Raw genomic sequence first — 13,671 nt, forward strand, 5'->3', positions numbered from 1 at the left:
CCGGAGCTAGGCAGTGACCAGCGTGCCCAGCTTTTCGCCGAGGATGGCGCGGGTGACGTTGCCTTCACCCTCCATGCCGAAGACCACCATGGAGAGGTTGTTGTCCTTGCACATGGTCATGGCCGTCTGGTCCATGACGCGGATGTCGCGGCGCAGCGCATCGTCGTAGCTCAGGGTCTCCAGGCGTTCCGCGGTGGGGTCCTTCTTGGGGTCTGCGGTGTACACGGCGTCCACCCCGCTCTTGGCCATGAGGACCACGTCGGCATGCACCTCCAGGGCCCGCTGGGCTGCCACGGTGTCGGTGGAGAAGTAGGGCAGGCCGGCGCCGGCGCCGAAGATGACCACGCGGCCCTTCTCCATGTGGCGGATGGCACGGCGCGGAATGTAGGCCTCGGCCACCTGGCCCATGGTGATGGCACTCTGGACGCGGGTTTCCACGCCCGCCTGCTCCAGGAAATCCTGCAGTGCAAGGCAATTCATGACCGTGCCCAGCATGCCCATGTAGTCGGCGCGGGATCGGTCCATGCCGCTCTGGGACAGTTCGGCGCCGCGGAAGAAGTTACCGCCGCCCACCACGATGGCCACTTCCACCTGCGGGACGGCCGCCGCAATCTGCTTGGCGACGTCGCGGACGGTCTCGGGGTCGACACCGAGTTTCCCGCCGCCGAAGACCTCGCCGGAAAGCTTCAGGAGGACCCGCCGCTTGTTCTTCTCGGAATGGATGACAGTGTTGACGGCTTCCATGATGCCTTCCCGTTGATGACTCTGAAAAAAGGGTATCCTGCCGGATCCTGTGGTCGGAACCGGCCGCGCTCCATGTGGACTGCGCGCATGCAAAAGGGGCGGCCACCGAAGTGGCCACCCCCTTGCGGAATCGACTAGGAGCCGACGCGGAAACGCGTGAACGCGGTTCCCTTGACACCGGCCTCTTCGAGGATCTGTGCCACGGACTTCTTTGCGTCCTTCGCGAATGCCTGGTCAACCAGGACCTCGCCCTTGTAGAAGCCCGTCACGCGGCCTTCCACAATCTTGGTGAGGGCAGCTTCGGGCTTGCCTTCGGCCTTGGCGGTCTCCTCGGCAATGCGGCGCTCGGACTCAACGAGTTCGGCAGGAACGTCCTCACGGGTGAGGTAGTTCGGAGCCATGGCGGCGATGTGCACGGCGACGTCGTGGGCGGCGGTGGCGGCGGCTTCGCCTTCACCGTCGACAGCGAACAGGACGCCAACCTGGGCCGGGAGGTCCTTGGAGGTCTTGTGCAGGTAAGCGTCAACCGTTGCACCCTCGATGCGGGAGATGCGGCGGACAACAACCTTCTCGCCCAGGACTGCGCCCTCTTCGATGACGACCTCGGACAGCGGCTTGCCGTCGACCTCGGTGGCCAGCAGGGTTTCGAGGTCGGCGGCGCCGGACTCGACGGCGACGGCCAGGACCTTGTCGGCCAGCTGGATGAACTTGTCAGCCTTGGCAACGAAGTCGGTCTCGCAGTTGACCTCGATCATGACGCCGACGCCATTGCTGACCTTGGCGGCCACGAGGCCTTCAGCGGTGGAGCGGCCTTCGCGCTTGGTAGCGCCCTTGAGGCCCTTGATGCGGATGATCTCGATGGCCTTCTCGGCGTCACCGTTGGCTTCGTCAAGAGCCTTCTTGACGTCCATCATGCCGGCGCCGGTGCGCTCGCGCAGGGCCTTGATGTCCGCGGCAGTGTAGTTCGCCATGTGAACCCCTCTGTCTAGAAAATGTGTGGTGGTGTACGGACCGACAGGACGGCGGCCCACAAGGTGGGCTGCCATCCTGTCAGCAGTTCCGGCTGCGGACAGCGCGGAAAATCCGGATTTAAGTTGTGTTACTTGGCGTCTTCGGCGGGAGCCTCGGCGGCGGCCGGAGCTTCGGCTTCTTCAGCCGGAGCAGCGGGGGCTGCAGCAGCTTCCTCGGCCTTGCTGCCTTCGAGGAGCTCGCGCTCCCACTCAGCCAGCGGCTCTTCCGGAGCTTCGGTGGCGCCCGTGCCGCGGTTGTTGCGGGCGATCAGGCCCTCGGCAACGGCGTCGGCGACAACGCGGGTCAGGAGGTTCACGGAGCGGATGGCGTCGTCGTTGCCCGGGATCGGGAAGTCGACTTCGTCCGGATCGCAGTTGGTGTCCAGGATGGCCACAACCGGGATGTTCAGCTTCTTGGCCTCGTCAACGGCGAGGTGTTCCTTCTTGGTGTCCACGACCCAGAGCAGGGACGGAGCCTTGGTCAGGTTGCGGATACCGCCCAGGTTGGACTCCAGCTTGGTGAGCTCGCGCTTGAGGAGCAGCAGCTCCTTCTTGGTGTACGCGGAGCCGGCGACGTCGTCGAAGTCGATCTCTTCGAGTTCCTTCATGCGCTGGATGCGCTTGGCGACGGTCTGGAAGTTGGTCAGCATACCGCCGAGCCAACGCTGGTTGACGTAGGGCTGGCCCACGCGGGTGGCCTGCTCGGCAATTGCTTCCTGGGCCTGCTTCTTGGTGCCGACGAAGAGCACGGTGCCGCCGTGGGCAACAGTGGCCTTGACGAACTCGTAGGCACGGTCGATGTAGGACAGCGACTGCTGAAGGTCGATGATGTAGATGCCGTTGCGCTCGGTGAAGATGAAGCGCTTCATCTTCGGGTTCCAACGGCGGGTCTGGTGTCCAAAGTGGACGCCGCTGTCAAGCAGCTGGCGCATGGTTACGACGGGCATTCCGACGCTCCTTATTTTCCGGCAGGTCATTCATGAGAAAACCCGGAGGCTTCTTACCCTGCCAATAGTTGACGGTTGATTAGCGTGGCCCGGGCGGGCCGTGCTCCTGGCATCCACCGCCCTTCCCATCAGGACCAAAGCCTGACCGCAGGAAGCGCAGTCCTCCGTGCACGACACCGGGGCGTCGGCAGCCGGAGGGCTGGATGCGCGTAGTCAGCCGCCGCTCCCCCACACTTCTGAATGAGATGTGCCGACGCAATCCGGACAGGGGCATGTACCGCGGGGGTAAACCACTGGGACGGGAAGCGTTGAGGGCGCAGCAAACTGCTCCATCAAGTGTACTACAGGCGTCCCCTTCCACCGGACACCCGGCGCTGCCGGCGCACGCCGCCAGGTGGTTGTCCACATAGGCGGAAAATGCCCTGCCGGTACCACGCGCGGCCGGGCAGGCTGGTCCCATGAAACCACCGGTGCTCCTGGCCGCACTCCTGCTGTTGCCTGCGTCCGTGGCCTCGCCCGGCCCGGCCCTGCCGTCCGGCGCTGGCACACTCCAGGCAGCCACACTCCAGGCATCCACACTCCAGGCATCCACCCGCGCGGCAACCATCCACAGGGACAGAACGACGGCGGCTGCCGCGGCGGGTGCAGCACCTTCCTGGCAGTGGCCGCTGGCACCGCGCCCGCCTGTGCTGCGCGGTTTCAATCCCCCGCCAAAGCCCTGGCTCAGCGGCCACCGGGGCGTTGACCTGGGTTTCGCCGTGGCCGGGGCTCCCGTCACGTCCCCCGCGGCGGGAACGGTGGGCTTCGTGGGGGTCGTGGTGGACCGGCCCGTGATCACCATCGACCATGGCGGTGGACTGCGGAGCAGTTTCGAACCCGTGGAGAGCACCCTGGCAGTCGGGGCCACCGTAACTGCGGGCCAGGTGGTGGGGGCCGTGCTGCCGGGACACTGCCCGGCGGCGCAGTGCCTTCACTGGGGAGTCCGGGACGGAGAGGACTACGTCAATCCGCTGCAGTTCGTCCTGGACCTTCGCCCGTCCATCCTGCTTCCGCTGCCAGGCCCGCCGTGACCTGCAGTCCCGTCGGGGGCGGCGGGTCGGTGGCGGCCAGGCGGTGGGGTCGCACCTTGGGAATGCCGGCTAGACGATGGCCGAGATGCCCGTGATGGCCCGCCCGGTGACCAGCGTGTTGATCTCGGCTGTGCCCTCGTAGGAGTAGATGGCCTCGGCGTCGGCGAAGATCTTGGCCATCTCGAAGTCGGTCACGATTCCGTTGCCGCCAAGGATGCTGCGGCCCAGCGCCACGCTGTCCCGCATGCGCGCCGTGGCGAAAGCCTTGGCCAGCGCCGACTGTTCGTCCCTTGCCGCGCCCTCGTCCTCCAGCTGTGACAACCGGACCATCATCCCTGTCGAACTGACGGTGTTGCCCAGGATCCGGACCAGCTGGTCCTGGATGAGCTGGAAGGAAGCCAGGGGGCGGCCGAACTGGTGGCGCTCCACGGCATAGCGGCGGGCAACGTCGAACGCGGCCAGCTGGAGACCAACGGCCTGCCAGGCGACTGACAGGCGGGTGGCCTTGAGTACTTTGTTGACGTCCCGGAAACTGTTGGCGTTGGCCAGTTTGAAGCGTTCCGGGACCACCACGTCCGCCAGGACAATGTCGGCGTTTTGGACGGTGCGCAGGGAGATCTTGTTCTCGATCTTCGTCGCGCTGAACCCGTCAAGCGTGGTGTCCACCATGAAGCCCTTGACCTGGTTGTCCGCCACGTCCCGGGCGTACACCACCACCCAGTCGGAAAAGGTGGCGTTGCCGATCCACCGTTTTGCCCCGTTGAGGATCCAGTTGCCTCCGTCTTTCCGCGCCGTGGTGCGCGTTCCGCCGGCAACATCGCTGCCGCCCAGCGGCTCGGTCAGGCCGAAGGCACCGATCTTCTTCAGCGAGTAGATGTCGGGAAGCCACGCGTCCTTCTGCTCCTGGGACGCCAGCAGCTCGATGGAACCGGTGAACAGCCCGTCGTGCACGCCCAGGAATGTGGCGATGGAGGCGTCGGCACGGGTGACCTCGGCGTGCAGCATGCCGGCGAAGAGGTTGGAGTACCCCTGCCGGCGGACGGGGCTGACCAGGTCCAGGCCGGCAAGCTTCGGCACCAGGTCCGCGGGGAACTCACCGCGGTTCCAGCAGTCCACCGCGATGGGCCTGACCTCACGTGCCAGGAAGTCGCGGACCTCGGCGAGGCGGTCCTGTTCCTTGCCGGAGAGAAGCTGTTCGAAGGCAAAGAAATCCCCGTCGGCGTAGGGAAGTTCGTGGGGATCGGCTGCGGAGCTGGCCATGGGTACCTTCTTTGGTGATCAGCGCTGACCATGCCGCGGAGCGGAGCACGGTATGTTACTGGTCAGTAACATACCGCAGGAGGCGGGGTTAACCAAGAAAACCGCGGCCAACGAAGATCGTCGGCCGCGGTTGTCGATTGGCGGTAGGGCTACTCGGACTTGAACCGAGGACCTTAGGATTATGAGTCCCGCGCTCTAACCAGCTGAGCTATAGCCCCAAACCCCCGCAGACACGTGGTCAAACGCCACGCTCCGGCAGGGCAGAAACACTCTAGCAAACCCGGGAAAGGGTTCAGACCACTTTGTCCTCGTAGGTGGCGCCGCGGTAGAGGTCCTCGAAGGTCTGCAGCGTCGTCTGGATACTGTGCGGCTCCACCATGTGGCGGCTGGCACGGCCCATGGCGCGCTGTTCTTCCTTGGGCAGCTCCAGGACCTGGGTGATCTTCTTGGCGAGGTCGTCACTGTCGTTGGGCGTGAACAGATACCCGTTCTCGCCGTCACGCACCAGGTGCGGCAGCGCCATGGCGTTCGCAAGGACCACCGGGGTGGAGGCGGACATCGCTTCCAGGGTCACCAGCGACTGCAATTCCGCCGTTCCGGGCATGCAGAACAGGTCCGCCCGGATGTAGGCCTTACGCAGGTCCTCGTCGCTGGCAAGGCCCAGGAACTTCACCCGGTTTCCCAGCCCCAGACGCCGCACCAGGTCCTCGAGGGCGGAGCGCACTTCGCCGCCGCCCACGATCTCCAGATGGACGTTCAGCTCCGGCGGGGTCTTGCCGATGGCCTCGATGAGCACGTCCACATGCTTTTCCTCCGCCAGGCGTCCGGCAAACAGGACGGTGGGGTTGGCATGGGGCTCGATGTGTTCGCCCGGCTTGAGTTCGTAGGCTGCGGAGTCGATGCCGTTGGACAGCGGGAGGACTTTCCGCAGGAAGGCATGGTCGTGCATGGCCCGGGCGGCCAGGGGCGTGGGGGTGGTCACCACGTCTGCCTGTCCCATGACCTTGCCCATGTCCTTCCAGGAGACGCGCCCGATGATGTCCTTGAACCACTGCGGGAAGGGCAGGAAGGGGTTGAGGTTTTCGGGCATGAAGTGGTTGGTGGCGATGATCCTGACGCCGCGTTTCACGGCCTCATAGAGCACGTGCTCGCCGATCATGTAGTGGCTCTGGATGTGCACCACGTCCGGCTTGACCCGGTCGAAGAGCAGGCTGATGTCCTTCTTGATTTCCCAGGGGAAGCAGAGGCGGAAGGTCTCGTGGGTGAAAGCCCTGTGCGAGCGCAGCCGGTGCACGGTTGCTTCCTCGCGGAACTCGGTGAAGCTCTTTCCCTTGCTGTCGCGGGACGCCAGAACATGGACGTCGTGTCCCCGTGCAGTCATGCCCTTGGCCAGCCGGTATCCAAACTGTGCCGCGCCGTTCACGTCCGGCGGATAGGTGTCCGCCGCGATCAGGATGGTCAGGGGGCGCTGGTCGGCTGGCGTGGTCATATGGAGTACTCCTGATGGTCACGGTGCGGGCAGCGTGGAACTGACAGCACGGTTGGCCGGCGGCGCAGTTGGCCCGCGGCCTCGTGGGATTGCTTGGAATTGCTGGAATGGGCTAGTGGGACGGCCTGCCGGCGGCCTTCCGAGCGTCCTTCTTGCGCTTGGTGACCTCCGGGTGGTGCCGGGAAAGGGCGATAACCCCAACGATAGCAAGGCAGGCGGCCGTTCCCATCGCAATCGCCATGACGGCATGGACGTCGGGACGCAGCTCACCCAGGATGATGATGCCGATCGCGATGCCCACCATGGGGTCGACAACCGTGAGGCCGGCTATCACCAGGTCCGGCGGACCGGTGGAGTAAGCGCTCTGGACGAACCAGGACCCCAGGCCGCCGGCCGCGACGATGGCCACCACCGAGTACCACTGCACGTTCAGCAGGAACAGGCCGTTGGGGTCCAGGAGGTGCTTGCCGATGATCCTGGTCAGGACCGCGACGAAGCCGAACAGGATACCGGCGCCGAGGATGTAGACGAACGCGTTCATGCGGTGCTTGAACATCACGGCCAGCGTGCCGAACAGGCCCACCGCCAGGGCGAGCAGCAGCACGATGGTGAGTTCGTCCGCCAGGCTGACGTGGTGGCTCTCCTGGGTGACGTTGACCGCCAGGAGGACAAAGAGCGCCGAGCCGGTGACGCATGCGGCGATGGACACGGTGGTGGCACGGTTGATGGTCAGGTCCTGGTCCCGGGCGTTGACCACGGTGGTGATCACCAGGGCGATGGCGCCGATGGGCTGGACCACGGTGAGCGGCGCGGAGACCAGGGCCACCGCGTTCATGGCCATTCCGGTGCAGAGCAGCAGGAGCCCGAACATCCACCGGGGGTTGCGCAGGAGGCGCAGGAACCCGTTGGAACTCAGGGCGAGGCCGCCGGTGTCGGCTTTGACAGCGCTGCCCTGGCGCTGGGCGCCCAAGGCCAGGCAGAAGGCGCCCAGCACCGCCAGGCCGACGGCAACCCACACCATCAGCCGTTCCCGCCGTCGTGCTGTTTCAGTTCCCTGCCCTTTCGCAGGATGGCCCAGAAGTAGTTGTAGGCGGCCACCCAGTGGCCAACCAGGCCAAGGCCCAGCACCACCCAGGCGGCGATGAAGAGTTGGCCGGCGAAGCCGGTGTCCAGGCGGGAGAGGACCAGCAGCGGCGTTCCCAGGAGCAGCAGCCCGGTCCGAACCTTGCCCACCACGCTGACAGGAAGATCCGGGTGCCCGCGGAAAAGGGAGAGCGTCAGGACCAGCAGGACGGCGTCGGGGACTACCAGCGCGGCCAGGTACAGCCAATGCACGACGCCGGCAATCACCAGGGTGAACGCTACGGCGAGCAGGGCCAGCCGGTCGGCGATCGGGTCAAGGACCCTGCCGAGCTTGGAGGCCTGGTCGAAGCGGCGGGCAATGTAGCCGTCGATCCAGTCCGTTCCGGCCATGATTGCCAGGACGACCACGCCGGCTCCATATTCCTTTTGGGCCAGGACGAGCCACATGAAGAGCGGAACGCCCATGAACCGCACCACGGTGAGCAGGTTGGGGATGGTGAGTACGAGGTCGTGGTCCACCTGCGGACGGCCGGGGCGGGCACCTGCACCAATGAACTTCACCCGTCCCCCTCTCCTTCCTGCGCCGCGTGGCGGTCTTTCGGTCATGAGTTGTTGAGCGGAAACGGCCTAGTTGGAGCGGAGCAGCTTTCGGAGGAGGACCACTAGGACGGTTCCGGCTGCCACGAAAGCTGCCAGGGGCTTCCACCGCGTGGACAGGTCCGCGGATCCGGACAACGCCGCGAACCTCTGCCCCGCGGCCTCCACACCGCGCTGCGCCAGCACCTGGCTCTCGCGGGCTTTGACCTGGGCGGCGGCCAGCACGTAGCGGGCCTGCGTCTTGAGGTCCAGCTCCACGCCGAGTTCGTCACGGACCTCGGTGATGTGGTGGCGCCGCTGGCTGAGCCGGCGGACAAGCTCGGGCTCGGACGCGTGCGGGAATTCCTTGTCGTGCTCGGCGGCCTTTGCCGCCTTCTCGGCCTTGGCCTTGGCAGCTGCTTCAGCCTTGGCGGCCTTCGCAGCCTTGCCCTCCGGGCTTTCAGGATCCAGCACAGCCGGGTTGAAGGCGGACCCTTCGCGGGCCACGCCGATATCGTGCCTGATGCCGCGGATGGTTTCCTCCGGCATCAGCGGCATGGCCTTCTTGAACCTCGCGAGGCCAACCAGTCCGCCAATGAGGGCCACCAGCAGGAAAGCGGCGGACACCAGGAGGGCTGCCAACCAGGCGGGCATGATGGTGGCCAGTCCCATGATGGCTGCGACAATCAGGCCCACCACCAGGAAGGCAAGGAACAGGAGCGCCACGGCGAAGAAGGCCGCAGCCACGCCGACCTGGATTCCCTTGCGCTTGAGTTCGATCTTGGCGAATGCGATCTCGTCATTGAGCTGGCGGGGCGCCAACCGGAATAGGAGTCTTGCCGTCCCGGGCAGCGCAGTGATACGCAATCCGGGGCTGGTACGCCCGCTGTGACGTCCGCTCATCGGTTCCGCCTTACTGGTCTCATGGGTCACATACTGCTTCCGTCTACTGCGGAAATGTGCAGCCGCACAGTCCACGCCACCCAAACTACCATTCAGGTTCAGGGCGAACTTGGGGGCTTGCCGGGCGGCGCGGCCTACAACGCTGCAAAAACTGCCGTGGCCGGGCCTAGGATTGTTCTCCGTGACCAATCCCCCCAATCCGGGCGACTTGCTGAGCCGCCGCCGCAAGCTCCTGTACATCCTCCTCCTGGGCGCCCTCACGGCCCTCGGCCCGTTCACCATCGACCTGTACCTGCCGGCCTTTCCCGCGCTGGAGGCAAGCCTGGGGGTGACCGAGGCGCAGGTCCAGCTCACCCTGGCCGGGACAACGGTCGGTTTTGCGTTTGGACAGCTGGTGGTGGGTCCCTTCAGTGACAGGTTCGGCCGGCGGACCCCGCTGATCCTGGCCACGGCAGTGCACATTGCGGCCTCCCTGGGTGCTGCCCTGTCCACGGACATCGCCACCTTGGGAGTCTTCCGTGTGCTCATGGGGGTCGGCGCGGCCGGGGGCGGCGTGGTGGCCATGGCCATGGTGCGTGACCTGTTCTCCGGCTATGCCATGGTGCGGATGTTCTCCCGGATGTCCCTGGTCAACGGGCTGGCACCCATCCTGGCCCCCGTCATCGGCTCACAGCTGCTCCTGGTGATGCCGTGGCCCGGCATCTTTGTGTTCCTGGCGGTATACGGGACGTTGGTGATCGTGGCCGCCCTCCTCCTGGTGCGCGAAACCCTTCCGCCGGAGAAGCGGGGCCAGAGCGGCATGACGGCCCGGCAGCGCTACAAGGCACTCTTCAGCGACCGGATCTTCGTGGGGCTGCTGATGGTGGCCGGCTTCAACTTCGGCGGCCTCTTCACCTACCTCTCCGCCTCCCCCTTCCTGTTCCAGGAAGTGTTCGGATTCTCTGCCCAGCAGTACGGGCTGCTGTTCGGCATCAATTCCCTGGGCATCGTGGCCGGCGTGCAGACCAGTGCCCGGCTGATCAGGATCGTCCCGCCGCAATGGATCCTGGCCGGGGCCACCGCCTGGATGTTCCTGATGGGCCTGCTGATCGTGGTGTTCGACCGGGCGGGCCTTGGGCTGTGGGGCGTGATGGTCCCGCTGTGGTTCTACATCCTGGGCACGGGCTTCATGTTCCCCTGCGTGCAGGTGCTGGCGCTGGCGGGCCATGCGGCCCAGGCCGGGACTGCGGCATCGCTGCTGGGTGCGGCCACGTTCCTCATGGCAGGACTGATTTCGCCCGTGGTGGGCTGGCTGGGCATCACCAGCGCCGCGCCGATGGGTGCGGTGCAGGCCTCCTGCATCCTGCTGGCCATCGCCGCCCTTTGGCTGGTGGTCCGGCCGCGCACCGTACCTTCAATCCACTGAGTGCCTTCAATCCACCGAGCCCCTTCAATCCACTGAGCCCCTCCGATCCACTGAGCCCCGTCAATCCACTCCACGTTCCAGCCGTCCTGTGAAAGGCAGCCCATGAGCAGCAAACCGCACCGCAACGGCAGGGGACTTTTCCTCGGGGCGGTGCTTGGCGCCGTCGTGGGCTATTTCGCCGGCCGCGCCCTTGGCAACCCTGCCATCGGCATCGTCCTGGGGATGCTGGCAGGCGCCGCTCTCCTCTACCGCGTGAACCCTGGACCGGGGAAGGGTGGACCGGGGAAGGACGGACCAGAGAAGCGCGGGCGCAGGAACCGCCGCTGACCGACATGCCGCACCGGGGCGGCTTTCCCTGCCCCTGCGGCTGCCTGCAGGGATAAAATAATCCCGTGTCCAGCTGGCAGAACCAACCGCCACTTCCGGCCACATGGCAACGGTGCGACGCCCGAATCCTGCCACTGTGGTGGGAGCGGCTGTGCGCGCAGGCGGGCCAGCAGTCGGCGGCACTGTACGCGGCCGGGCTGTTCACCGAAGACCGGCGCCGGCCCATCGCCCAATGGTTCAACCCCGCCTTCAATGCAGCCCTGCTGGTGGCGCCGGAGACCTCGCCGGAATGGCCCGTGCAGCGGTTCGGCATCTTCTACGCCCCGCCGGACGCCGGTTTTGTCAGGATCCACTCCGCTCCGCACGAATGGAACCCCCGTGAGCCCCGGAAGTCACCTACCGAGAAGGAGGCCTTCGAGGCAGCAATTGCCGAGGCCGAAAGATTCCTGCAAGTGGAAATGGACTTCGTCTAGCCCGGCTTCCCGCCCCGCGGAAAGAAAAAATCCCCGTTCCTCCGAGTGGAGGAACGGGGATTTTTCGTAGCGCTCCTCCTGCTGGACTTGAACCAGCAACCCTTCGATTAACAGTCGAATGCTCTGCCAATTGAGCTAAGGAGGAATGAAGCAGGTACGACATTAGCAAAGGATTCCGGCCCAAGGGAAATCGGCGGTTTCACGGGCCCACACGCCCCATATGGGAGACAAAAAATCCCCGTTCCGGAGGCCGGAACGGGGATTGGAAGCTCCTCCTGCTGGACTTGAACCAGCAACCCTTCGATTAACAGTCGAATGCTCTGCCAATTGAGCTAAGGAGGAATGAAGCGGGTATTAGCCTAGCAAACACCTGCGGCGGAAACGAAATCGGGCGGCCGGTGACCTCTGCCACGCCCGCCCGCTCCAGGCTCCCGCCTACGTCTCCGCGCGCAGTGCCCTGCGTTCCATCTCCAGCATCATCAGTTCACGGTTGAGCCGCTGGTAGGTTTCCGGATCCGTTGCGGCGTCCAGGCGCTGCAGCTGGCCCATCTTGTCCGCCTTGACGCGGGTGATCTGGAGTTCGAAAAGCCGGGACAGGATGTCGCGGCAGTACTTCAGCACGGCTTCCTCCGTGTGGGCAGGCAGCGGCACCACGGCAAGCTCCGAGACGAGCGGGCGGAGGGGCTCGGGAACCTCGTGCATGACGTGCTCCACCCAGCGCACGGGATCGCCCACAAGCCCGGGGCCGGTGGCGCGCATGGCGTCATGGACGGCCTGGAAGGCGGGGGTGGCAAACCTGGCGGCGGCGAACCGCTCCCAAACCCCACCGGCCAGCAGCGACGGCTGCTGCAGCGCCACTTCCAGCGCCTGCCGTTCCATGGACGCCACGGGGTCCCGCGGGTCGGGGCGGTGGTAGGAGGGCACAGCGCCCGACGACGGCCCGGCAGCCACGCCGGGCCCGCCGGCCTGGGAGGTGGCGGAGTTGGCAGTGGCCGGGTGGGCAGCCCCTCCCCCCTGCTGTTGGCCGGGTGCGGCGGGGCGCCCCGTGTCTCCGCGCTTTACGGCCGCATTGACCAGGCGCAGGACCTCGTTGGGGTCCGGCATGCCCAGCCAGCCGGTCAGCGCCTGGCAGTAGCCGGTGCGGGTGGAGGCGTCGCGGATGGCCGCCACCACGGGCACGGATGCCTTCAGGCCCTGCACGCGGCCCTCGACGGTGTCCAGGTTGAACTGCTTCAGCGTGGTGCGGATGGCGAACTCGAACAGCGGCCGCCGGGACTGGATCAGGGCGTGCACGGCTTCATCGCCCCGGCTGAGCCGGAGGTCGCAGGGGTCGGCACCCGTGGGTTCCACGGCCACGTAGGTCTGCGCGGTGAACCGCTGGTCCTCCTCGAAGGCCCGGAGGGCCGCCTTCTGGCCGGCGGCGTCGCCGTCGAAGGTGAACACCACCTCTCCCCCGGTGCCGTCGTCTGACAACAGCCGGCGGGCTATCTTGATGTGCTCGGTGCCGAACGCGGTGCCACACGTGGCCACCGCCGTCGTAATTCCCGCCAGGTGGCAGGCCATCACGTCGGTGTAGCCCTCCACCACCACCAGCTGGCGGTCCTTGGCGATGCTGCGCTTGGCGAGGTCGATGCCGTACAGGACCTGTGACTTCTTGTAGAGGGTGGTTTCCGGGGTGTTCAGGTACTTGGGGCCCTGATCGTCCTCGTAGAGCTTGCGCGCGCCGAAGCCGATGGTGTCGCCGGCCATGTCCTTGATGGGCCAGATGAGGCGGCCACGGAAACGGTCGTAAATTCCCCGGTTGCCCTCGCTGAACATCCCGGTGAGCTTGAGCTCGGCATCGGTGAAACCGCGGCCGCGGAGATGCTTCAGGAGGGCATCCCACCCTTGCGGGGCGTACCCGCAGCCAAAGTGTTCCGCCGCTGCCCTGTCAAAGCCCCGGCCAAACAGGAAATTCCTGGCCTCGGCGGCGCCGGGGGTGAGCAGCTGGGCGCGGAAGAACTCGTCCGCGATCTTGTGCGCGTCCAGGAGCCGCTGGCGGCGGCCCACCTCCTCGCGGTTGGGCCCGGTCCCGCCGTCCTCGTAGCGGAGCTCGTAGCCGATCCGGGCGGCAAGCTTTTCCACGGCTTCCTGGAAGGAACTGTGGTCCTGCTTTTGCACGAAGGCAATGACGTCACCGTCCTCGCCGCAGCCGAAGCAGTGGTAGCGGCCTACCTGGGGACGGACGGTGAAGGACGGCGAGCGCTCGTCGTGGAAGGGGCACAGACCCTTGAAGGTTCCCAGCCCGGCACCCTTGAGCGTGACGTAGCCGTCCACCACTTCCTTGATGTCCGTGCGCTGGCGTACTTCGTCGATATCTTCACGTTTGATCAGCCCAGCCACAC

13 protein-coding genes and 3 tRNA genes are annotated in these 13,671 nt (G+C 66.0%); 4 read left to right on the forward strand and 12 right to left on the reverse strand.

All coding sequences use genetic code 11. The features are described 5' to 3' along the window. Positions 1–6 precede the first annotated feature (6 nt). The 3 genes from pyrH to rpsB form a co-directional block, all read right to left on the reverse strand. Positions 7–744 (reverse strand): UMP kinase, encoded by a 738-nt coding sequence (gene pyrH, locus FB478_RS10410; RefSeq protein WP_018771653.1) that lies wholly within the window; start codon positions 742–744, stop codon positions 7–9. Positions 745–878: 134 nt separating this feature from the next. Further along, a complete protein-coding gene (tsf, locus tag FB478_RS10415; RefSeq protein WP_018771652.1) occupies positions 879–1,715 on the reverse strand; it encodes a translation elongation factor Ts in 837 nt (278 codons plus the stop codon). Positions 1,716–1,843: 128 nt separating this feature from the next. Continuing rightward, complete coding sequence (gene rpsB, locus FB478_RS10420; RefSeq protein ID WP_018771651.1) at positions 1,844–2,701, reverse strand: 30S ribosomal protein S2; 858 nt, start codon at positions 2,699–2,701, stop codon at positions 1,844–1,846. Between the two features lie 458 nt (positions 2,702–3,159). On the opposite strand from rpsB, the gene FB478_RS10425 reads away from it, so the two are divergent. Then, on the forward strand, positions 3,160–3,771 hold the full coding sequence (locus tag FB478_RS10425; protein WP_018771650.1) for a M23 family metallopeptidase: 612 nt from the start codon (positions 3,160–3,162) through the stop codon (positions 3,769–3,771). Between the two features lie 69 nt (positions 3,772–3,840). Here FB478_RS10425 and FB478_RS10430 read toward each other — a convergent pair whose 3' ends face one another. The 6 genes from FB478_RS10430 to FB478_RS10455 form a co-directional block, all read right to left on the reverse strand. Beyond that, entirely contained in the window at positions 3,841–5,031 is a 1,191-nt protein-coding gene (locus FB478_RS10430; RefSeq protein WP_018771649.1) for an acyl-CoA dehydrogenase family protein, read from the reverse strand. 144 nt (positions 5,032–5,175) lie between these two features. Further along, a tRNA-Ile gene (locus FB478_RS10435) sits at positions 5,176–5,249 on the reverse strand. A 74-nt stretch (positions 5,250–5,323) separates the two neighbouring features. Next, positions 5,324–6,520 (reverse strand): glycosyltransferase, encoded by a 1,197-nt coding sequence (locus tag FB478_RS10440; protein ID WP_018771648.1) that lies wholly within the window; start codon positions 6,518–6,520, stop codon positions 5,324–5,326. Positions 6,521–6,632: 112 nt separating this feature from the next. Beyond that, positions 6,633–7,541 (reverse strand): DMT family transporter, encoded by a 909-nt coding sequence (locus FB478_RS10445; protein WP_018771647.1) that lies wholly within the window; start codon positions 7,539–7,541, stop codon positions 6,633–6,635. Next, positions 7,541–8,164 (reverse strand): CDP-alcohol phosphatidyltransferase family protein, encoded by a 624-nt coding sequence (locus tag FB478_RS10450; RefSeq protein WP_018771646.1) that lies wholly within the window; start codon positions 8,162–8,164, stop codon positions 7,541–7,543. Before FB478_RS10450 ends, FB478_RS10445 begins: the two co-directional genes overlap by 1 nt. 66 nt (positions 8,165–8,230) lie before the next feature. Next, positions 8,231–9,082, reverse strand: a complete 852-nt coding sequence (locus tag FB478_RS10455; RefSeq protein ID WP_026266129.1) for a phage holin family protein — start codon at positions 9,080–9,082, stop codon at positions 8,231–8,233. 181 nt (positions 9,083–9,263) lie between these two features. Between FB478_RS10455 and FB478_RS10460 the strand changes: the two genes are divergently transcribed. From FB478_RS10460 to FB478_RS10470, 3 genes are all read left to right on the forward strand, one after another. Beyond that, positions 9,264–10,487 (forward strand): multidrug effflux MFS transporter, encoded by a 1,224-nt coding sequence (locus FB478_RS10460; RefSeq protein ID WP_018771644.1) that lies wholly within the window; start codon positions 9,264–9,266, stop codon positions 10,485–10,487. Positions 10,488–10,589: 102 nt separating this feature from the next. Further along, on the forward strand, positions 10,590–10,814 hold the full coding sequence (locus tag FB478_RS10465; RefSeq protein ID WP_018771643.1) for a hypothetical protein: 225 nt from the start codon (positions 10,590–10,592) through the stop codon (positions 10,812–10,814). 65 nt (positions 10,815–10,879) lie between these two features. Beyond that, the gene (locus FB478_RS10470) at positions 10,880–11,287 is read left to right on the forward strand and encodes a hypothetical protein (RefSeq protein ID WP_018771642.1); all 408 of its coding nucleotides are present in this window, start codon (positions 10,880–10,882) and stop codon (positions 11,285–11,287) included. Between the two features lie 72 nt (positions 11,288–11,359). Here FB478_RS10470 and FB478_RS10475 read toward each other — a convergent pair. The 3 genes from FB478_RS10475 to dnaG all read right to left on the reverse strand — a co-directional run bounded on the left by FB478_RS10475 (position 11,360) and on the right by dnaG (position 13,669). Beyond that, positions 11,360–11,432 (reverse strand) — tRNA-Asn (locus tag FB478_RS10475). Between the two features lie 124 nt (positions 11,433–11,556). Further along, positions 11,557–11,629, reverse strand: a tRNA-Asn gene (locus tag FB478_RS10480). Between the two features lie 93 nt (positions 11,630–11,722). After that, complete coding sequence (dnaG, locus tag FB478_RS10485; RefSeq protein ID WP_018771641.1) at positions 11,723–13,669, reverse strand: DNA primase; 1,947 nt, start codon at positions 13,667–13,669, stop codon at positions 11,723–11,725. Positions 13,670–13,671 lie beyond the last annotated feature (2 nt).

The sequence above is a fragment of the Arthrobacter sp. AG367 genome (assembly GCF_007828995.1).
GTDB lineage: Bacteria > Actinomycetota > Actinomycetes > Actinomycetales > Micrococcaceae > Arthrobacter.

Bases quoted from the DNA above. Each gene is read 5' to 3' on its own strand.
- tsf (WP_018771652.1), bottom strand. From the start codon at position 1,715: ATGGCGAACTACACTGCCGCGGACATCAAGGCCCTGCGCGAGCGCACC.
- FB478_RS10425 (WP_018771650.1), top strand. From the start codon at position 3,160: ATGAAACCACCGGTGCTCCTGGCCGCACTCCTGCTGTTGCCTGCGTCC.
- FB478_RS10445 (WP_018771647.1), bottom strand. From the start codon at position 7,541: ATGGTGTGGGTTGCCGTCGGCCTGGCGGTGCTGGGCGCCTTCTGCCTG.
- FB478_RS10465 (WP_018771643.1), top strand. From the start codon at position 10,590: ATGAGCAGCAAACCGCACCGCAACGGCAGGGGACTTTTCCTCGGGGCG.
- FB478_RS10455 (WP_026266129.1), bottom strand. From the start codon at position 9,082: ATGAGCGGACGTCACAGCGGGCGTACCAGCCCCGGATTGCGTATCACT.
- rpsB (WP_018771651.1), bottom strand. From the start codon at position 2,701: ATGCCCGTCGTAACCATGCGCCAGCTGCTTGACAGCGGCGTCCACTTT.
- pyrH (WP_018771653.1), bottom strand. From the start codon at position 744: ATGGAAGCCGTCAACACTGTCATCCATTCCGAGAAGAACAAGCGGCGG.
- FB478_RS10440 (WP_018771648.1), bottom strand. From the start codon at position 6,520: ATGACCACGCCAGCCGACCAGCGCCCCCTGACCATCCTGATCGCGGCG.
- FB478_RS10430 (WP_018771649.1), bottom strand. From the start codon at position 5,031: ATGGCCAGCTCCGCAGCCGATCCCCACGAACTTCCCTACGCCGACGGG.